Here is a 15,117-nt window from a genome sequence, read left to right on the forward strand (position 1 = left end):
CGGGAGTGAACCGGGATTCCGGAGCGGCGGTCCGTCCCGGCCTCGACCGCGCCCGTCGCCCCTGGGCCGATGGTATCTGCCGATCCGGCGGCTGAGCCGGTACGGACGCGGGCTTTCCGCGAGCGTCGCTTCCCCGTCGCGCATCCGTTATGCAAGCCGACACGCTGGTTGATGGTGCAACGTGATTAATTCTTCTTCTGTCCTGTTTTCAGGCTGTTAGGGAACATCGTCCCCGTCTGCGGGAGTTCTCTGGATGCAACGGGGGAGCGGCGGTGCCGATGGGCATCGGCACCGCCGCGGCGTTACCACCGCGCCCACCGCCCCGCCGGCCGCGCCCGCCCGAGCGCGGCCCGCACACCGCCGCGGCCGGCCGCGCGCCTTACGGGCGCCGCCCGCCCCACCCGGCCGGCCCCGCCGCCGCGACGAGGCGCGCGGCCGCCGGCGCGCCCGGCGGACCGGCCCGGGGCGGCGGGCGCCACCACACCAGGCCGCCGACCGGTCCCGGCACCACCGGGCCGCCGGCCGCCACGGGCCACCACGGAGGGGGAGGATGACCGACTGCGAAGAAGACGAGCCCACTCGGCGCAAACGCCTGGACCTGAGCGTTCCCCAGGTCGTCGGCGCCGGGGTCGCGACGCTCACCGCCGCCACGCTGGCGTCGTTCCTGGGCGTCTACGGAACCATCATCGGCGCCGCCGTCATGAGCGTCCTGAGCACCGCGGGCACCGCCGTCTTCCAGCACCTGGCCGAGCGCGGCAGCGAGTCCGCCCGCAACCTCGCCGCCCGCACCGGCGGGCGCCGCCACGACTCCGCGCGCGGCGAACTCGCCCGCTCGGGACCGGGCGCCGCCGACGGCGACACCCTGCTGGCGGCCGCCACGGAGACCGACACCGCCCCCGGCGCCCGCTCCGAGAGGGCGTCGGGCCGCGAGGACCTCCAGCGCACGCGCGCCCTGCCCACCCTGGGCGGTGCCGCCCCCACCGGCACCGCCGGCGGCCACCGGACCCGCGCGCCCGGCGAGCAGACCGGGCCGCGCGCCTGGTGGCGGCGCTGGCGGTTCGCCGCCGTGCCCGCCGCCGCGGTGTTCCTCGCCGCGATGGCCGCGATCCTGGTGTTCGAGCTGTTCACCGGCCAGTCGCTGTCGGACACCGTGCGCGGCTCCGACACCGGCTCGGCACCCACCCTGCTGGGCGGCGGCCAGGCCGACGGCGCCGAGGACCCCGCGCCCGACACCGAGGCCACACCCGGCGGGGAGACGGGGACCGCTCCCCCCACCGGGCCCGCCGGCCCCGCCGAGCCCCAGGAGGGCACCGGCCAGGTGCCCGTCGCCCCCGAGGAGGACGGCGGCGTGGCCACCCCCGAGGACGGCTCCGAGCCCACGACCGACCCCGGTGCCACCCCCGACCCCGGCACCGGCGGTACCGGCACGGGCGACACCGGCGAGCAGCAGCCCCAGACCGGCACCGGGCAGAACGGCGACCTGTCCGGGCAGCCCGCCCCGTAGGGCTGCGCGTCCGCGGTGCCCGCCGCGCCTCGCGTGTCCTCCCCGCGCCCGCGCGGGGAGGACACGCGCGTTTCAGGGGCCCAGGACCGTGTCCAGGTAGGCGTTGGCGAACCGCCGCTCGGGATCGACCCGGTCGCGCACCGCCAGCGCCTCGGCGAAGCGGGGGTAGACCCCGGCCAGGTAGGCGCTGTCGCGCGTGTGCAGCTTGCCCCAGTGCGGGCGCCCGCCCACGGCGGTGAACACCGGCTCCACGTCGGCGAAGTAGGCGCGGTGGTCCATGCCCTGGTAGACGTGCACCGCCACATAGGCGGTGTCGCGGCCGTAGGCGGTCGACAGCCAGACGTCGTCGGCCGGGGCGAACCGCACCTCCACGGGGAAGGACACCCGGTGGCCCCGCGCGTCGACGATGCGCCGCACCTCGCCCAGCACCTCGGGCAGGTGCTCGGCCGGCACCGCGTACTCCATCTCCACGAACCGCACCCGGCGCACCGTCGAGAAGACCCGGAACGAGGCGTCGGTATAGGCGCGCGCCGTGAGCGCCCGCGCCGAGACCTGGTTGATCGCCGGGATCACCGCCGGGGCGCGCCGGCCCACCCGGTTCACCAGTTCGAACACGGTGTTGGACAGGAACTCGTCGTCCAGCCACGCCCGCAGGGGCGCCAGCGGCTCGGCCGGGCCGTGCACCCGGTTGTTGCGCTTGGTGATGGTGCGCCCGGTGTGGGGGAACCAGTAGAACTCGAAGTGGTCGTTGGCGGCGCGCAGCTCCGGCAGCCGCTCCAGCACCTCCGCCAGCGCCATCGGCTCCTCGCGCGCGTGCAGCAGGAACGCCGGGCGCACCGCCAGCGTCAGCGCCGTGACCACGCCGAAGGCCCCCAGGCCCACGCGCGCCGCCTCGAACAGCTCGGGGTCGCTGTCGGCCGAGCAGCGCGCGACCGAGCCGTCGGCCAGCACCAGCTCCAGGCCCACCACCTGGGCGGCCAGCCCGCCGCTGGCCCGCCCGGTGCCGTGCGTGCCGGTCTGGACCGCGCCGGCCGCGGTCTGCACCGCGATGTCGCCCATGTTGGCCAGGGCCAGCCCGTGGTCCAGCAGCGCCTCGTTGAGGTCGCACAGCGGCATGCCCGCCTCGACCACGGCCGTGCCCGCCGCGGGGTCCACCGCCCGCAGCCGCGACAGCCCGGTGGGCGACAGCAGCACGCCGTCGGTCACCGCCACGCCGGTGAAGGAGTGGCCCGAGCCCACCATCCGCACCCGCGCGCCCTCGACCGCCGCGGCGCGCACCGCCTCCGCCACCTCGCGCGTGCTCCCGGGCACCGCGATCCGGCGCGGCCGCGCCGTCTGCGTCCGCGCCCATGTGCGCCACACCACATTGGTCATGGCGTCGGAGGCTACAGTGCCGATGGGCGCCCGAACAGGGCCCCTTGGACACATGGCGCGAACCCGGTCCGACGGTGCGTTCCGGGCGCCTGCCGAGCGTCCCCGCGCACCCCCGCCGACCAGCGCGTCGACCCCCGTGACACGCGCAACGCGCGGGCGGAGCGGGGCAGCCGCCGCGGGCTGGTTACATGGAGCCATGCCCTACGAGCCCTACGACGCGTTTCTGCTGATCTCCTTCGGCGGCCCCGAAGCCGAGGACGAGGTCATCCCCTTCCTCGAGAACGTCACCCGAGGACGCAACATCCCGCGCGAGCGCCTGGCCGAGGTCGGTCAGCACTACTACCTCTACGGCGGCGTCAGCCCCATCAACCAGCAGTGCCGCGACCTCATCGCCGCGGTCCGCGCCGACTTCGCCGAGCACGGGGTGGACCTGCCCGTCTACTGGGGCAACCGGTTCTGGGCCCCCATGCTCGCCGACACCGTCGCGCAGATGGCCAAGGACGGCGTGCGCCGCGTGGTGGCGATGGCCACCTCCGCCTACAGCAACTACTCCAGCCACCGCGCCTACCTCGACGACATCGCCGCCGCGCGCGAGGCGGTGGGTCCCACGGCGCCCGAGATCGAGCTGATCCGGCCCTTCTACGACCACCCCGGGTTCGTCGAGCCCCTGGTCGAGCACACCCGCGCCGCCCTGGACCGCCTGCCCGACCAGGAGCGCGCCGGCGCCCACCTGCTGTTCTCGGCGCACTCCATCCCCACCGCGATGGCGGCCGCCAGCGGCCCGCCCGGGCACACCTTCGGCCCCGGCGGCGCCTACGTGGCCCAACTCGGCGAGGTCGCCCGGCTGGTCACCGAACGGCTGGGCGAGGACCACCCCTACGAGCTGGTCTACCAGAGCCGCAGCGGCCCGCCCTCCCAGCCGTGGCTGGAGCCCGACGTCAACGACCGCCTCACCGAGCTGGCCGGCGAGGGGGTGCGCGCGGTGGTGGTGGTGCCGCACGGGTTCGTCTCCGACCACATGGAGGTCAAGTACGACCTCGACAACGAGGCCCGCCAGACCGCCGCCGACCTCGGCCTGCACTTCGAGCGGGCGCTGAGCCCCGGCACCCACCCGCGCTTCGTGGCGATGGTGCGCGAACTGGTGGCCGAGCGCGCCGCGGGCGCCGAGCCGGTCCGCCTGGGCTCCCTGCCGGCCGACCAGGAGTGCGCCCCCGGCTGCTGCGCCCAGCGCTGACCAGCGGGCCCCGGCCCGCGACCGCCCCGGCGGCGCCGCGGGCCGGGCCGATACCATCGCTCGGTGTCCGGGGCCGCCCCGCCGGACACGGCGGGGGCGCCCCACCGCCAAGCCAACGGGGGGATTCATGTCCACGTCCGCCGAGGACCGGTCCGCGCTGCTGGCCATCGCCGTCGACATCGCCCGCGAGGCCGGGCGCGTCGCCGCCGAGGGCCAGGCCGGGATCGACGTGCTCGACACCAAGTCCACGCCCACCGACGTGGTGACCGAGATGGACCGCGCCGTCGAGGAGCTGATCCGCGAGCGGGTGCTGGCCCGGCGCCCCGACGACTCGGTGCTGGGGGAGGAGGGCGCCGACGAGACCGGGAGCTCGGGCGTGCGCTGGATCGTCGACCCCATCGACGGCACCGTCAACTACCTCTACGGCCGAGAGGACTGGGCGGTGTGCATCGCCGTGGAGGCCGAGGGCCGGACCGTGGCCGGCGTGGTGGCCGCACCCGTGCGCGGCGACCTCTACACCGCCACGCTGGGCGGCGGCGCCTACTGCAACGGCGAGCGATTGGCCGTGGCCCCGCCGGTGCCGCTGGACATGGCCCTGGTGGCCACCGGGTTCGGCTACTCCGCCCGGCGGCGGGCCCAGCAGGCCGAGGTGCTGCGGACCGTGCTGCCGCGCGTGCGCGACATCCGCCGCGGGGGATCGGCGGCGGTGGACCTGTGCGGCGTGGCGCGCGGACGCACCAACGCCTACTACGAGCGCGGGCTCAACCCCTGGGACTGGGGCGCGGCCGCGCTCATCGCCCAGGAGGCGGGCGCGCGCGTGGGCGGGCTGCACGGTGCCCCGCCCAACCCCGACCTCACCATCGCGGCCCCGCCGGGGCTGTTCGAGGAGCTGCACGACCTGCTGGCCGGCCTGGGCGCCGACACCGACGGCCCCGAGGGGGGCTGAGAACGGCGGCGCCCGGCACCCGCGCTGGCGGGTGCCGGGCGCCGCCGGTTGACAGGGGTGGTGGTGCCCCGGGCCGGGACGCGGGCGGGCGCGGATGCGGCCCGTGCGCCGGGAGGCCGGGATCCGGGGCGGGTCAGGGCCCCGGTGCGCTCAGACGCAGCCGGTGTCGACCCCGTTGCGTGCGGCGATGCGGTGCAGGTCCTCAAGCTCCGACATGTGGACGTCGGCGAGGTACTCGTCTCCGGCGGCCTGCGCCGCTTGAAGCGACTGGCGGATCTCCATGATGCGGCCCTTGATCTCCGCGCGGAACTCGCCCATTTCACCTCACTTTTTCTTCGCGTCGATGCTGCGAATGACTGCGGTTGCTGCGAATGCGGTGGGCACCCGAGGTGCCCGGACGGACGTCATGAAGCGCCACACCGGCGTGGCGGATGACGGGAAGACCGCGGCGTCGTGACCCACGCGACCCGCGGGTGGTGGCCATACCCAGGAGGGTCCTGCTCCCAAACCACCGCAGGTGGGACGTGACCGAGCCGTGATCGGGAGCCGGTGTGCGCGCCGCCGCGGGGGCGGGTGCGCGTGGGACACTGGAGGGGCGCCGGCGCGGCCCTGCGCGACCTCGCGGGTATCGCGCGGCGGCCCGCCGCACCGGCGCGGAGAGGAAAACCCACGGTGCTCTACACCACATCCGGCGAACGGCGCCAGGGCTTACTTGTTTCTTATTCTTGATGTGTCAGATTCGAAATGTGCGGGGTGAACGTCGCTGCCGGCGGTTGGGGGATACGCCGGCAGCGACACCCGCGCACAGGGGGAGCCCTTCGGGCACCGGAATCCCGGTCCCGCGCGGCCTCCCCAGCGGCTACCCAGGTTGCCGCGCACCCGCCTCCGGCCGCTCCGGCCGGCGGACCCGGGTGAGGACCCGCCCTCCGCGGATTTCCGCGGCGGGGCGGAAATCCATGGCGGCACCCACGCCGCGATGGCTTACCTCATCCTTATTCAGCGGGTGCGATAACGGATGGTGCAGCCGGGGGTTCTAAGCGCCGCTGCCGGTGTGTTGGGGGATGCGCCGGCAGCGGCCCACCCGGGTCGCGAAACGACGAAGGACGACGAAGACACAGTGCGCGTACTCGTGGTCGAAGACGAGCAGGTCCTGGCCGACACCGTGGCCGTCGGACTCCGCCGCGAATCCATGGCCGTCGACGTCGTCTACGACGGCGACAGCGCCCTGGAGCACGTCGGGGTCAACGACTACGACGTCATCGTCCTGGACCGCGACCTCCCCGGTGTCCACGGCGACGACGTCGCCCGCACCCTGGTCGAGCAGAGCTACACCGGCCGCATCCTGATGCTCACCGCCTCCGGCGAGCTGGAGGACAAGGTCGAGGGCCTCACCCTGGGCGCCGACGACTACATCACCAAGCCCTTCGCCTTCGCCGAGCTCATCGCCCGCGTGCGCGCCCTGGGCCGCCGGGCCGTCCCGCCGCTTCCGCCCGTGCTGCGCCGCAACGGCATCGAACTCGACCCCGCCAACCACACCGTCCAGCGCGACGGCCGCACGGTCTCCCTGACCCCCAAGGAGTTCGCCGTGCTGGAGGTGCTGATGCGCGCCAACGGCACCGTCGTCAGCGCCGAGGGACTGCTGGAGAAGGCGTGGGACGAGAACGCCGACCCGTTCACCAACGTCGTGCGGGTCACCGTGATGACCCTGCGCAAGAAGCTCGGGGAGCCGCCGGTCATCCAGACGGTCCCCGGGGCGGGGTACCGGATTTGACCCCGCAGGACGGCGAGGCTGCCCCCGCCGTCTCGCCGGGCGAGGTCGCGCCCACTCCGCCGGGCGACACCGGCACGTGGCGGCGGCTGTCGTCGGCGCAGCCGACCCCCTCCGACAAGGCGGGCGGCCCGGTCTCGGGCGGCGTGCACCGCTTCACCGACAACATCAGCCTGCGCGCCCGCCTCACCCTCATCTACGGGATGCTGTTCTTCGCGGCGGGCTCGTTCCTGGTGCTGCTGAACTACATCATCGTCGCCGGGCTGCTGGACAACCTCACCTTCACGGTCTCGCCCGACTCCCCCTACTACGACGACCCCACCGCGCTGGAGAACATCAAGAACACCTATATCGAGACGGTGCTGGCCGAGGTCACCCGCTTCTCGGTGATCGCGCTGGTGATCGTCGGCCTGCTGGCAGTGGGCCTGGGCTACTTCGTGGCGGGGCGGGCGCTCTCGCCCCTGCACAAGATCACCCGGATCGCGCGCCGGCTCTCCGAGCGCTCCCTGCACGAGCGCATCGCCCTGGGCGGCCCCGACGACGAGATCCGCGAACTGGCCGACACCTTCGACGGCATGCTGGAGCGCCTGGACCGCGCCTTCGACGGCCAGCGCCGGTTCGTGGCCAACGCCTCCCACGAGCTGCGCACGCCGCTGGCCATCAACCGCACCCTCCTGGAGGTCGCCCTGAGCGACCCCGAGGCCTCCGCCGACCTCAAGACCGTGGGCCGCACCCTGCTGGAGACCAACGCCCGCCACGAGCGGCTCATCGACGGCCTGCTGTTCCTGGCCAAGAGCGACCGCGAACTCGACGTGCGCACCCAGGTCGACCTCGGCGAGGTCGCCGAGACGGTCCTCAGCCAGCTCTCCGAGGACGTCGAGAAGTCGGGCCTGTCGGTACGCACCGACCTGCGCGCCGCGCCCGTCACGGGCGATCCCGTGCTCCTGGAGCGCCTGGTGGCCAACCTGGTCGAGAACGCCCTGCGCTACAACGTCGCCGACGGCGAGATCACCGTGCGCTCGGGCATCTACGAGGACTCCCCGGCGGTGCAGGTGGAGAACTCCGGCCCGGTGGTGCCCGGCTACGAGATCGAGGGCCTGTTCGAGCCGTTCCGCCGCGCCTCGGGCGACCGCGTCCGCTCGGGCCGCAGCGCCGGCCTGGGGCTGTCCATCGTCCGCTCGGTCGTGCGCGCCCACGGCGGCACGGTCAGCGCCTGGCCCCGCGCGGGGGGCGGCCTGGTGGTCACCGTGCGCTTTCCCCACGCCCGGCGGGAGTCCGCCGCGGCGGGCCGCTGAGGCCCGCGGATCGGCGGTGCGCGGTGCCCTCGGCGGAGAAGCTGCGGGGCGCGGCGCGTCCGTGATATCTATACGTGTCTCACGACACGGCGCCCCCGGGTCCGAGCCGCTTCCGAAGGTGGGTATGCTCTCCCGGGCGTGAACGCGGCGGGAATAAACCCCGGCGCGCGCGTGTCTGTTCTGACCTTGCGACTCGGGGAGTACCCGCGCTCGACCGATGCGAGGAAAGACGAGGAAATAGGTCGGAATCCTTCAGGCGTTGGGTAGCACATGAGAACGGGCGGAACCCGCGCGATGACGCGCGGTGAGTCCGGAGCCTGTGCGGTGCAGGGCTGCACCCGGGAGGGGTCATAGTCCACTTACGCCGGCGGAAATTTCTGGCAGGTTCGGGCACAAAACGAGTCTCTGAAGCGTTGGTAGCGCGCGACGAGGCATAGAACGAGGGGGATGGAGTAGGCAGAATGGCCACCGATTACGACAGCCCGCGTAAGACCGACGAGGACATCAACGAGGACAGCCTGCAGGAACTGCAGGCCCGTCGCGTCGACAAGGGCACGAGCACCATCGATGTCGACCCCGACGAGGTCGCCGAGGGCATGGAGCTTCCCGGCGCGGACCTCTCCGGAGAGGAGTTGGCCGTTCGGGTGCTGCCGCGGCAGGCCGACGAGTTCACCTGCGGCCGGTGCTTCCTGGTGCACCACCGCAGCCAGCTCGCCGAAGAGCACAATGGGCAGTTCGTCTGCAAGGAGTGCGCCGCCTGAACGGGGGGCTTCCTCCCTCCATTGGCTCGACTGCCTCGCCCGGCCGTGCAGCCGCGGCATGTGAGCGGCACCGGATGCGTCCCCTTGCGGGGGCGCATCGTGCTTTAGCGGCCGCTTATGGCCCCCGGGCGGCCCATTGATTTCCGGACATCCCTTAGCGTGGAAGGCGGCAGACGCCGCAGGCTTTGCCAAATGCTGGGAAAAAGCTGGGATTTGGGGGTAACAGGTGTCCGACGATACGCCCGTGGACCGCGCCGGCGGCGATCCCGCCGAGGAACCCGGCGGCCCGGCACAGGGGCCAGGTAGCCCGGCACCGGAGGCCGGCGGCCCGGCAGGGGAGCCCGGCGCCGCCGAGGGGCCCGGGACCGACCTCGAACCCGCCTCGGACGCCGAGGTCGGCGCCCTGGTGGGGCGGATCCTCGGCGAGGAGGGCGCCGACCCCAAACGCCGCGCCGGCCTGATCGGCCGGCTGGCCCGCGCGCTGGCCGGAAGCGCCCGCGCCGCCCGCAGCAGCGGCGTGGCCACCGGCAAGTGGGTCACCGACCTGTTCGCCAACGAGATCGCCCCGCGCATCCCCGTGCGCGACCGCGCAACCCTGGTCCGCCACCACAAGGGCCTGGAGGGCGAGGACCTCGCCGAGGCCCTGGTGCGCAACGCCGCCAACGCCACCACCACGGTGGGCGCGGCCGGCGGCGCGCTGGCCGCCGTGCAGTTCACCGCACCGCCCCTGCTGCTGACCGCGCCCGCCCAACTCGTCGCCGAGACCCTCGTCGTCGCCGCGATCGAGGTCAAGCTCATCGCCGAGCTGCACGAGGTCTACGAGTCCCCCGCGCCCGGCTCCGGCCTGCAGCGCACCTCCGGCTACCTCGCCGCCTGGGCGCGCAAGCGCGGCATCGACCCCACCAAGGCCGGGGAGTCGCTGTCGGTCACGCTGGGCGCCGCGGCCAAGGCCGCGCTGCGCAAGCGGCTGCTGCGCCTCCTGGGGCGCCATCTCACCACCCTGGGGCCCTACCTCACCGGCGCCCTGGCCGGCGGCACCCTCAACCGGGCGGCCACCCACGCGCTGGGCAAGTCGGTGCGCGCCGACCTGCGCAAGCGGGCGCTGCCGGGCGCCGCGAAGCCCGGCGCTGGAACCGTGGAGCCGGGCGGCCGGGGAACGCGCGCGCTGCCCAAGGCGCCCTAGGCGTCTGGCCTCCGAGAGCGAGCCTTCGTAGAACGCGTCCTCGCCTGGGCGCACGGGCTCCCGGGCTTCGCCGAGGGAACGCGCGGCGGGGCGGGCGGGGGACGGCGCGGCGCCCGGCGGGCGCCGCGCCGGCTCGCCTCGGGCCGGCCCCGCGGGGTCAGTCGATGTCGATGCCCACGACACCGGTCTGATCGCCGGCGTCGAAGAACTGCCGGTAGGCGGCCCGCACCGCGAGCACGCGGGTGACCTCCATGCCGATACCGGTCACCACGGCCCAGCCCAGCGCCTCGCCGAGCGTGACGTCGGGCGACTCCGGCTCCGTGGGCGGAGCCTTGCCGGTGGCCTGCGTCCAGGCGAACGTCAGCACCTTGCGCGCGACGTAGGCCGCCGCCAGCGCCGTGACGCCGCCGACGATCTGCGCCGCGAGGTGCCCCTGGCCCTCTTTGCTCTTAGCCATCTCTACGAAACGTGTCCCTTCCCAATGGAGGACGGTCGGCCCCTCCGCCCGGGGAGGCGCCTCCGAGGACTCAACGGACCCGCGGGAGACGCCGTCCGGCCGGGCGGTGGCCGGCCGAAACACTGGAAATACTGCCATGCCGCGCGCCCGCCGCCCGTGGGGGCGGTCCGCGCGTCGGCCCACCGGCAAGCGGGCGCCGCCGGCGCGCGGAGCGGTCCGCGCGCAGGTCCGGCGGGCTGTGGAAAACGGAGCGACCAGGACCGGCAAACCAATACCATTGGGCCTATGACCAACCGCTCTCGTTCCTTCCGCGTTCCCGACAAGCCCTCGCTCGACGGTATCGAGGCGAAATGGGTCCAGGTATGGGACGAGTCCGGCGTCTACCACTACGACCGCACCGCCTCCCGCGCCGAGACCTTCTCGATCGACACCCCGCCGCCGACCGTCTCGGGCTCGCTGCACATCGGGCACGTCTTCTCCTACACCCACACCGACACCGTCGCCCGCTTCCAGCGCATGCGCGGCAAGGCCGTGTTCTACCCCATGGGCTGGGACGACAACGGCCTGCCCACCGAGCGCCGCGTGCAGAACTACTACGGCGTCCGCTGCGACCCCACCGTCGCCTACGACCCCGACTTCTCGCCGCCGGCCAAGCCCGACCCCAAGCGCCAGGTGCCCATCTCCCGGCGCAACTTCATCGAGCTGTGCGACCGCCTCACCGCCGAGGACGAGAAGGTCTTCGAGAGCATCTGGCGCCGCCTGGGCCTCAGCGTCGACTGGCGCCACACCTACGCCACCATCGACACCGCCTCCCGCGCCGCCTCCCAGCGCGCGTTCCTGCGCAACCTCGCGCGCGGCGAGGCCTACATGGCCGAGGCCCCCACGCTGTGGGACGTCACCTTCCGCACCGCCGTGGCCCAGGCCGAGCTGGAGGACCGCGAACGCCCCAGCGCCTACCACAAGCTCGCCTTCCACCGCGACGGCGCCGACCCCGTCGTCATCGAGACCACCCGGCCCGAGTTGCTGCCGGCCTGCGTCGCGCTGGTCGCCCACCCCGACGACCCCCGCTACCAGCCGCTGTTCGGCCAGACCGTGCGCACCCCGGTCTTCGGCGTCGAGGTCCCGGTCGTGGCGCACCGCCTGGCCGACCCCGACAAGGGCTCCGGCATCGCCATGATCTGCACCTTCGGCGACACCACCGACGTCACCTGGTGGCGCGAACTCCAGTTGCCCACCCGCCCGGTCATCGGCTGGGACGGCCGCATCGTCGCCGACCCGCCCGAGGCGGTGGCCGCCGCCGGGGGCGCCGAGTCCTACGCCCGCCTGGCCGGGGCCACCGTGCACACCGCGCGCGAGCGCATGGTCGAGATGCTGCGGGAGTCCGGCGACCTCCTCGCCGAGCCGGCGCCCATCACCCACCCGGTGAAGTTCTACGAAAAGGGCGACAAGCCGCTGGAGATCGTCACCACCCGCCAGTGGTACATCCGCAACGGCGGCCGCGACGCCGCCACGCGCGAGGCCCTGCTGGAGCGCGGGCGCGAACTCAACTGGTACCCCGACCACATGCGCTCGCGCTACGAGCACTGGGTCGCCGGGCTCAACGGCGACTGGCTCATCAGCCGCCAGCGCTACTTCGGCGTGCCCTTCCCGGTGTGGTATCCGCTCGACTCCGACGGCAACCCGCTCTACGACTCCCCGCTGCTGCCCGAGGAGTCCCGGCTGCCGGTCGACCCCAGCTCCGACGTCCCCGACGGCTACACCGAGGACCAGCGCGGCCGCCCCGGCGGGTTCATCGGCGACCCCGACGTCATGGACACCTGGGCCACCTCGTCGCTGTCGCCGCAGATCGCCGCCGGCTGGGAGCGCGACCCCGACCTCTTCGAGCGCGTCTTCCCGATGGACCTCCGGCCCCAGGGCCAGGACATCATCCGCACCTGGCTGTTCGCCACGGTCGTGCGCGCCCACTTCGAGAACGGCACCCTGCCCTGGAGCAGCGCCGCGATCTCGGGGTGGATCCTCGACCCCGACCGCAAGAAGATGTCCAAGTCCAAGGGCAACGTCGTCACGCCCATCGACCTGCTGGAGAAGTACAGCTCCGACGCCATCCGCTACTGGGCGGCCAGCGGTCGGCTGGGCACCGACACCGCGCTGGACGAAGGCCAGATGAAGGTCGGGCGGCGCCTGGCCATCAAGATCCTCAACGCCGGAAAGTTCGCGCTGTCGGTCGCCGGGCAGGACACCCCGGCCGACCCCGCCGCCGTCACCGAGCCGCTGGACCGCTCCATGCTGGCCGCGCTCGCCGACGTCGTCGAGGACGCCACCGCCGCCTTCGACAACTACGACCACACCCGGGCCCTGGAGCGCGTCGAACGCTTCTTCTGGGAGTTCTGCGACGACTACCTGGAACTGGTCAAGGCCCGCGCCTACGACTCCGCCTCGCCTGCGGCCACCTCAGCGCGCGCGGCGCTGCTGATCGCGCTCTCGGCCCTGCAGCGGCTGTTCGCCCCGTTCCTGCCCTTTGTCGCCGACGAGGTCTGGAGCTGGTGGCACGACGGCTCGGTGCACGCCGCCTCCTGGCCCGACACCGACGAGTTCCGCGCCGCCGCCCGCGACGGCGACCCCGCCGTGCTGGCCGCCGCCTCCGAGGTCCTGCGGATGGTCCGCAAGGCCAAGTCCGAGGCCAAGCTGTCCATGCGGGTCGAGGTCGAGCGCGTGGCCGTCCGGGGCAAGCACGTCCCGCAGGTGCGGCTGGCCGCCGACGACCTCGCCGCCGCCGGGCGCGCCACCCGGATCGACTTCGAGGACGCCGACGACCTCGACCTCCAGGTCGAGGTCAGCCTCCCCGCCGAGCAGGCGGAGTAGGGCGGGCACGCGGAGCAGGGCGAGCGGGACGCGTAGACCGCCGAGCAGGGGGCGGCGTCCAATCGGTGCACCCCCCGGCGGGCCCGGCCTGAAGGAAGGTCCGGCCCCCGGCGGGGCAGCCGCACCGCGCCCCGCCGAGGCGCCGCGCCCGCGCCTGTGTCCTTGGGTGGGCCGCGGGCGGGTGTGGGCCGTCGGGCCTGGGGCGGTGTGTGCGCTGGTGTGCGGGCCGGGTAGGCGGGTCGGATGCGGGGGCGGGCGGGCCGGGCACGGGGGCGGCCCAGGCGTCGGCGCGGCACCCGGGGCGTGCGGCCCGCGCGCGTCGATCAGAGCCGGTGGACCGCGCTAAGCTCGCTAGGTGTGAGTAGCGAATCCCACACCGGCGGAGACGACCTCGACATCCTCATCCGCCGGCTCGACCCCGAGATCCCCCTGCCGGTCTACGCGCACCCCGGCGACGCCGGCGCCGACCTGGTCACCACCGAGGACGTCGTCCTCGAACCCGGGCAGCGGGCCGTGGTCGGAACCGGGATCTCCATCGCGCTGCCCGAGGGCTACGCCGCGTTCGTCCACCCGCGATCGGGGCTGGCGGCCCGCTGCGGACTCACACTCGTCAACGCGCCCGGCACCGTCGACGCCGGATACCGGGGCGAGATCCGGGTGACCCTGATCAACACCGACACGGCCACCCCGGTCAAGCTCTCCCGTGGCGACCGCATCGCCCAGCTCGTCGTCCAGCGGGTCGAGCGGGCCCGGTTCCGCGAGGTCGACACCCTGCCGGAGTCCGTGCGGGGCACGGGCGGGTTCGGCTCCACGGGCGGCCACGCGGCGCGGTGACCAAGACCAGCACACCCGGGGCGACCCGGGACCACCGAGCGGGAAGGGTGTAGGGCGTGTTCGGACGCCGAGGCAAGAAGAAGGAGACCGCGCGCTCCGCACGGGCCCGGGAGGCCGAGCGGGTGATCGGCCCCAGCGCCGAGGACACCTCGGCGTCGGCTCCCCCGGAGCCCGCCAAGGAGGCCGACCGCTACCGCGCGCTGGGGCCCTGGGACGCCTCCGAGGACGCTCCGGAGGCCCAGCGCATGGACCTGGGCGCGCTGCGGGTGCCGGTCGTTCCGGGCACCGGCATCCAGGTCAACTCCGCGCGCGGCGGCCGCCCCATCGGCGTGACCCTGCACACCCAGCGCACCGCCCTCCAGCTCCAGCCCTTCTCCGCGCCCAAGTCCAGCGGCGTGTGGGAGGAGATGCGCGAGGAGCTGCGCAGCCAGGTCACCGCGCAGGGCGGCAAGGTCGAGGACTTCGACGGCACCTTCGGCCCGGAGTTGCGCGCGGTGATCCCGGTCGCCGGGAAGAAGGACGACCAGGGCCGCCAGCTCGGCGAGCGCGTACGCTACATCGGCGTGGACGGCCCGCGCTGGGTGCTGTTCGGTGTGATCCGGGGCGAGGGCGCGGTCAAGCCGGAGGCCATGGCCGGTGTCGAGGAGCTGTTCCAGAAGATCGTGGTGGTGCGCGGCGAGACCCCGATGCCGCCGCGCGAACTGCTGCCCATCGTGATCCCGCCGGGCGCCGTGCGCAACGACCAGCAGGACGCCGGCCCGGGTGCGCCGCAGGCGGGCACCGCGCCGGCGGTCCCGGGCACGGGCGTGCAGGCCGACGGTGCGGGACCGGCGGGCTCGGCCGGCGCCGGGTCCGACGCAGACGGCAGCGAGAACAGACCGAATTGAGACAACCGAGAG

The 15,117-nt window shown here is 74.0% G+C and carries 13 protein-coding genes; 10 read left to right on the forward strand and 3 right to left on the reverse strand.

What is annotated here, in order from left to right; genetic code table 11:
• Positions 1–550: 550 nt before the first annotated feature.
• Positions 551–1,504 (forward strand): hypothetical protein, encoded by a 954-nt coding sequence (locus HNR12_RS00515; RefSeq protein WP_179765598.1) that lies wholly within the window; start codon positions 551–553, stop codon positions 1,502–1,504.
• A 72-nt stretch (positions 1,505–1,576) separates the two neighbouring features.
• Here HNR12_RS00515 and HNR12_RS00520 read toward each other — a convergent pair whose 3' ends face one another.
• Complete coding sequence (locus HNR12_RS00520; RefSeq protein ID WP_179765599.1) at positions 1,577–2,878, reverse strand: D-arabinono-1,4-lactone oxidase; 1,302 nt, start codon at positions 2,876–2,878, stop codon at positions 1,577–1,579.
• 196 nt (positions 2,879–3,074) lie between these two features.
• Between HNR12_RS00520 and HNR12_RS00525 the strand changes: the two genes are divergently transcribed.
• Entirely contained in the window at positions 3,075–4,112 is a 1,038-nt protein-coding gene (locus HNR12_RS00525; protein ID WP_179765600.1) for a ferrochelatase, read from the forward strand.
• 127 nt (positions 4,113–4,239) lie between these two features.
• Complete coding sequence (locus HNR12_RS00530; RefSeq protein WP_179765601.1) at positions 4,240–5,058, forward strand: inositol monophosphatase family protein; 819 nt, start codon at positions 4,240–4,242, stop codon at positions 5,056–5,058.
• A 150-nt stretch (positions 5,059–5,208) separates the two neighbouring features.
• Here the strand turns inward: HNR12_RS00530 and HNR12_RS00535 are convergent, their stop codons facing one another.
• Positions 5,209–5,376: a hypothetical protein gene (locus tag HNR12_RS00535; RefSeq protein ID WP_179765602.1), complete on the reverse strand. Its 168-nt coding sequence runs from the start codon at positions 5,374–5,376 to the stop codon at positions 5,209–5,211.
• A gap of 799 nt (positions 5,377–6,175) precedes the next feature.
• On the opposite strand from HNR12_RS00535, the gene HNR12_RS00540 reads away from it, so the two are divergent.
• The 4 genes from HNR12_RS00540 (at position 6,176) to HNR12_RS00555 (ending at position 10,065) form a co-directional block, all read left to right on the forward strand.
• A complete protein-coding gene (locus HNR12_RS00540) occupies positions 6,176–6,829 on the forward strand; it encodes a response regulator transcription factor (protein WP_179765603.1) in 654 nt (217 codons plus the stop codon).
• On the forward strand, positions 6,826–8,121 hold the full coding sequence (locus tag HNR12_RS00545) for a sensor histidine kinase (RefSeq protein WP_179765604.1): 1,296 nt from the start codon (positions 6,826–6,828) through the stop codon (positions 8,119–8,121). The genes HNR12_RS00540 and HNR12_RS00545 overlap by 4 nt, the downstream gene beginning before the upstream one ends.
• 461 nt (positions 8,122–8,582) lie before the next feature.
• A complete protein-coding gene (locus HNR12_RS00550; RefSeq protein WP_179765605.1) occupies positions 8,583–8,882 on the forward strand; it encodes a DUF4193 domain-containing protein in 300 nt (99 codons plus the stop codon).
• A 226-nt stretch (positions 8,883–9,108) separates the two neighbouring features.
• The gene (locus tag HNR12_RS00555; protein WP_308118532.1) at positions 9,109–10,065 is read left to right on the forward strand and encodes a hypothetical protein; all 957 of its coding nucleotides are present in this window, start codon (positions 9,109–9,111) and stop codon (positions 10,063–10,065) included.
• Positions 10,066–10,222: 157 nt separating this feature from the next.
• Here the strand turns inward: HNR12_RS00555 and HNR12_RS00560 are convergent, their stop codons facing one another.
• Positions 10,223–10,522 (reverse strand): DUF4235 domain-containing protein, encoded by a 300-nt coding sequence (locus tag HNR12_RS00560; RefSeq protein ID WP_179765606.1) that lies wholly within the window; start codon positions 10,520–10,522, stop codon positions 10,223–10,225.
• 285 nt (positions 10,523–10,807) lie between these two features.
• Between HNR12_RS00560 and valS the strand changes: the two genes are divergently transcribed.
• The 3 genes from valS to HNR12_RS00575 all read left to right on the forward strand — a co-directional run bounded on the left by valS (position 10,808) and on the right by HNR12_RS00575 (position 15,105).
• The gene (valS, locus tag HNR12_RS00565; RefSeq protein WP_179765607.1) at positions 10,808–13,384 is read left to right on the forward strand and encodes a valine--tRNA ligase; all 2,577 of its coding nucleotides are present in this window, start codon (positions 10,808–10,810) and stop codon (positions 13,382–13,384) included.
• Between the two features lie 357 nt (positions 13,385–13,741).
• Positions 13,742–14,218 carry a dUTP diphosphatase gene (dut, locus tag HNR12_RS00570; RefSeq protein WP_308118531.1) on the forward strand — a complete coding sequence of 159 codons (477 nt, stop codon included), beginning with the start codon at positions 13,742–13,744 and terminating at the stop codon, positions 14,216–14,218.
• A gap of 56 nt (positions 14,219–14,274) precedes the next feature.
• The gene (locus HNR12_RS00575; protein WP_179765609.1) at positions 14,275–15,105 is read left to right on the forward strand and encodes a DUF3710 domain-containing protein; all 831 of its coding nucleotides are present in this window, start codon (positions 14,275–14,277) and stop codon (positions 15,103–15,105) included.
• Positions 15,106–15,117 lie beyond the last annotated feature (12 nt).

This window comes from Streptomonospora nanhaiensis, assembly GCF_013410565.1.
GTDB lineage: Bacteria > Actinomycetota > Actinomycetes > Streptosporangiales > Streptosporangiaceae > Streptomonospora > Streptomonospora nanhaiensis.